Raw genomic sequence first — 4,531 nt, 5'->3', positions numbered from 1 at the left:
CGCATCGGGCAGCAACGGCTGCGCCAGCAGCCACAACGGCTCCGGGCACCACTTCTCCACATCGTTCATCGCTGATCAACGATATAGCCTACCTTGCAACACACCCAAACGAGATGCGGTCTAAGTGTGGGAACAGTTGTGGCAATGACTGCATCCGTTCCGATCCCGGCTTTGGCGGCCGAACCGGCGGTGACGGTGCCCGCCTCGGCCTGGACTCCCGGCCAGGTCAACCGGACGGTGGTGGGCGGGGCACCGCCGGAGGCTCCGCAGGAGATGAAAGCCCGGCGGTGGTCCTGCCGCTCGTCGGACTGGGGCGTGCTGCCGGACTACCCGATGGAGCGGTTCCGGATCAGTGACCGGTTGCAGTTCGGGGTCAACCTGTCGAGCGGCAATCTGTGGATCGACCACCGGGCGTTGACCATTCCGGGCACCGGGCAGGCCATGACAGTGCGCCACTCCCGCGGCTACGACGACAAGTGGCACTTCAACGCGGGCGAGTCGATGCGGCTGGACACCTCGTTCACGGGGCAGGTCCACATGCCGATGGACGGTGGGGCGTGCGCCGAGTTCATCGAGACCAACGGCACCTATGGCATGGGCAGCAACGGAATCCGGGCCAAGCTCACCAAGAACGCCGGCGGCTCCTACACGGTCAGGTTCATCGACACCGGGGAGACGTGGTCGTACAACGCCGGCGGCTGGCTGCTGAACCGGGCCGACCGCAACGGGAACACGATCACCTACTACTACAACAGCAACGGCTCGATCGCGTCCGTCGCCGACACGCAGGGACGGGTCACGACCTTCACCACCGACACCTCCGGCCGGGTCACCAAGGTCACCGACCCGAGCGGCACGACGGTCGGTGAGTACACCTACGACGACCGGGACAACCTCACCCGTTTCACCGACCGCGCGGGCAACTCGGTGAGCATCACGTACAACGAGCACACGAGCCCGCTGACGCTGACCGACCAGTTGGGCCGCAGTTGGTCGTTCGCGTACGACGACTGGGGCAATGTCTCGAAGGTGACCACACCGCGGCCGGGTGGCGCGGTGGACACGCTGTTCACCTACGACAGTGACACCCAGACGACGATGACCGACCCCAACAGCAACAAGACCGTCTACACGTTCGACGACGAGAACCGGCAGATCTCGGCCAAGGACGCCAACGGCAACACCCAATCCCGCACGTGGACGGCGAACAGCGACATCCAATCCGTCACGAACGGACTGAACAACTCCACGACCGCGACGTACGACACGCTGGACAACCTCATCTCGGCCAAGCTGCCGACGGGGGCGTCCACGACGGTCGGCTACACCAACACGTCCCTGCCGAACCTGCCGACCTCGGTGAAGGACCCGGCCGGCAACGAGATCACCCGCGACTACGACAGCGCGGGCAACCTGACGAAGATCCGGTCGGTGCCGCTGGCGGCCGATCTGGAGGTCCGGTCCTACTCCGGGCCGAAGAAGCTGCTCGACTACGTGAAGGACGCCAATGGCAACGTGACCTACTTCGACTACGACTCGGCGGGCAACCTGGTCACCACGACACCGTCGGCGCCACTGGGCCCAACCCGCTACACCTATGACTCCCTGTCCAGGATCACCAGCATCACCGACGGGGCGGGCAAGCGCATCGACTACAGCTATGACCGGCTGGACCGCATCCTGTCGATCAGCCACAACGGCGCCGTGCTGCAGGCGATGCACTACGACGCCACCGGCGCCTTGACCACGCGGGAGACGCCGCAGGTCAAGACCACCTTCACCTACGACACGCACCCGACGGGCCGCCAGCCCGCGGTCGTCACCAGGACCCAGTCCGGCGCGACCGAGACCGTGTCGTACGCCTACGACAAGACGGGCAACCTGAAGACCCTGACCGACCCGGCGGGAACGGCCACCTACGGCTACGACCCCGGCAACCGGCTGACGAGCCTGCGGGACGCGTTCGGCCAGACCACCACGTTTGCCTACGACCGAGCCGATCGGCGGACCAGCACCACCTGGCCGGGAGCGGGCAGCCAGGCCACCGGCTACGACAACTCCGGACGGCAGACAAGCCTCGTCGTGAAGAACGCGGGCGGCACCGAACTGCTGAAGGCGACATACTCGTTCACCACCGGGTCCGGCGCCGACAGCGACCGGATGCAGTCCAAGACGGTCGCCGGGACGACCACCACCTACACCTACGACCAGCTGCACCACCTGTCCAAGGCGGGGTCGGTCGGCTACACGGTGGACAAGCTGGACAACATCACCAACTTCGGTGGCACCGCCCACACCGTGAACGCGGCCAACCAGCTCACCGCCGCGGGTGCCACCACACTCGGCTACGACGCCGCGGGCAACATGACCACCGAGGCCAACCCGGCCGGCACGTACGCCTATTCGCCGACCAACCAGCTGATCAGCGGGACCAGGGACGGCGCGCGATCGTTCAGCGCCTCCTACGACACCGTGAACCAGGCACAGCCGCGCACGATCACCGAGACCATCGCGGGCACGGCGACGACCCACATCTTCACCCACACCGCGCTCGGGATCAGCAGCACGGTCGACAACGGCGTGCGCACCAGCGTCAGCCGCGACCCCGACGGCAAGCTCGTCACGCAGAAGGCGGGCACCAGCCGGTACAACTTCGTCACCGACTACCAGGGCAGCGTGCTGGCACTCGTCGACACCACCGGCGCGATCGCGGCGACCTACACCTACAACCCGTACGGCAGCGCCACGGCCACCGGTCCCGCCGCCGCGGCCAACGCCTACCGCTACAACGGGGGCTACACCCTGCAGGGCGGACTGGTCCTGTTCGGGTACCGCTACTACAACTCCGGCCGCGGCCGGTTCACCTCGCCCGACCCTACTAACCAGGAACGCAACGCCTACGCCTACGCCGAGTCCGACACGATCAACAACAGCGACCCCACCGGGGCCAGCACCGGGTCGTCGGTCGGTGCGTTCATCGGCGGCACCCTCGGCATGGCCGTCGGCGTGGGCCTGACCCTGGCCTGTCCGGCCACCGCTGGCCTCGGCTGCGCGGGAGCCGCCGCGGTGATGGGCGGCCTGGGTGGCGGCGCGGGCGCGGCCCTCGGTTCGAAAATCGGTGGCGGCACCAGCCAGGACGTCTCCACCGACGGACTACTCGGCGTCGCGGGCGGCGCACTCAAAGGCGTCGCGCGGCTCCCAGGAGAGATTGCGAAACTGTTCTGATGGTCGACCAACCACCACCTCGCCATGCCAAGCGCTACTACCTGATCGTCGGTCCGCTGCTGCTGGCCGCGACCGTGATCGGGTTCGTCTTCATCGAAGAAGCCGGCTGGGCGCTGGTCCTGATCGGCTGCGCCATCGGCGGGTTCCTCGCTGAGGGGATCGCGGACCTGGTGCGGTACAACCGGTCCAAGCGCTGAGCACCTATTGGGGCTGGGCGGGGTTTCCCCGTCCGGCCCCCGGCTCGGTCGCGGGTGGTTCATCAAGTGCGACACCAAACCCCTCCGCGACCCGACCACCCGATCGCAGAGCCCGGCTGCAGTACCGTACATCGCCGACGAGTACTGGGTGGCCTGATCAACGAGTACGAAACTGCGGCAGCTTGATGCACCGGTCAGGCCTATTGGGCCGTGTTTTGGCACCCCACAGGGTAAAGACACTCCGCGCCGAACTGCTGGACCGCACGCTGATCTGGAATCAGACCCACCTACGGCACGCGCTGCGCGAGTACGAGCGGCACTACAACGAGCACCGAACCCACCGATCACTCGCCGACGCAGCACCCCTGCGGACCTTGCGCCAGCCCTTCAAACCCGGCCAGATCGAACGCCTCACCGTAGATCGACAGGACCGTCTCGGCGGAGTCATCACGAGTATCACCATGCCGCTTAACCTGCACGGATGCGGTTTTCGGCACGCACAACTCCGCCTGACAGGGCAGGGTTGATCTCAGTCAGCCGAGCGGACTGCGCTGCAGCAGCGCAACCTCGACGACATCCTCGCCGTCACCCGCATTCCGGAGCGCTCGCTGGAAACGAGTCTGGTCTATGCGACCTTCCTGTTCCAGGACATTGTGTTCAAGCGGCTCGACGGCCGTAACCCGTTCAGCAACGTAGGTGTGTCGTACGACGGTTCACACGACGACAGGGCACTCAATGCAGGTGTGGCCCGATTCTCCGCCGACCCCGCCGCGCACCGTGACCTCTCCTACGACAGCGACCTCACCGGTCAGGTATCCCTCCCGGTCCTCACCCTGCACGCGATCGACGACCCGCAGGTCTTCGTGGAACACGAGGCGGCCTACCGCGCCACGCTCCAGGGCGCCGGCCAGGTCAGGCATCTCGTCCAGACGTTCACGAAGGAGTCCGAGCACAGTGAACTGAGCAACTCGGAGTACGCCGAGGAGCAATAGTCAAGACCTGTGGATGAAGATCTTTATGCTGCGGTGGGTGGTGCGTGTTCGTCGGGTCGTTCGACGAGTGTGCCGTTCTCGAAGCGGGCGCCGGCTCGGACCAGAGCGACCAGTTGC

Annotated in this window: 4 protein-coding genes; 3 read left to right on the top strand and 1 reads right to left on the bottom strand. The window is 66.3% G+C overall.

Annotation, left to right across the window (positions count from 1 at the left end):
• Window positions 1-144 precede the first annotated feature (144 nt).
• Complete coding sequence (locus tag ABFX45_RS45835) at window positions 145-3,225, top strand: RHS repeat-associated core domain-containing protein (RefSeq protein WP_346137368.1); 3,081 nt, start codon at window positions 145-147, stop codon at window positions 3,223-3,225.
• Complete coding sequence (locus ABFX45_RS45830; RefSeq protein WP_109639406.1) at window positions 3,225-3,422, top strand: hypothetical protein; 198 nt, start codon at window positions 3,225-3,227, stop codon at window positions 3,420-3,422. Before ABFX45_RS45835 ends, ABFX45_RS45830 begins: the two co-directional genes overlap by 1 nt.
• Before the next feature lie 344 nt (window positions 3,423-3,766).
• Here ABFX45_RS45830 and ABFX45_RS45825 read toward each other — a convergent pair whose 3' ends face one another.
• A complete protein-coding gene (locus ABFX45_RS45825) occupies window positions 3,767-3,919 on the bottom strand; it encodes a hypothetical protein (RefSeq protein ID WP_233440034.1) in 153 nt (50 codons plus the stop codon).
• A 246-nt stretch (window positions 3,920-4,165) separates the two neighbouring features.
• Here ABFX45_RS45825 and ABFX45_RS45820 point away from each other — a divergent pair, with 246 nt between their 5' ends.
• Window positions 4,166-4,414, top strand: a complete 249-nt coding sequence (locus ABFX45_RS45820; RefSeq protein ID WP_346137367.1) for a hypothetical protein — start codon at window positions 4,166-4,168, stop codon at window positions 4,412-4,414.
• The last annotated feature ends 117 nt before the right edge of the window (window positions 4,415-4,531 follow it).

The organism is Lentzea roselyniae (genome assembly GCF_039537795.1).
Lineage (GTDB): Bacteria > Actinomycetota > Actinomycetes > Mycobacteriales > Pseudonocardiaceae > Lentzea > Lentzea atacamensis.
Note: the sequence above shows the minus strand (reverse complement) of the source record. Positions and strands in the feature narration are given on the sequence as shown.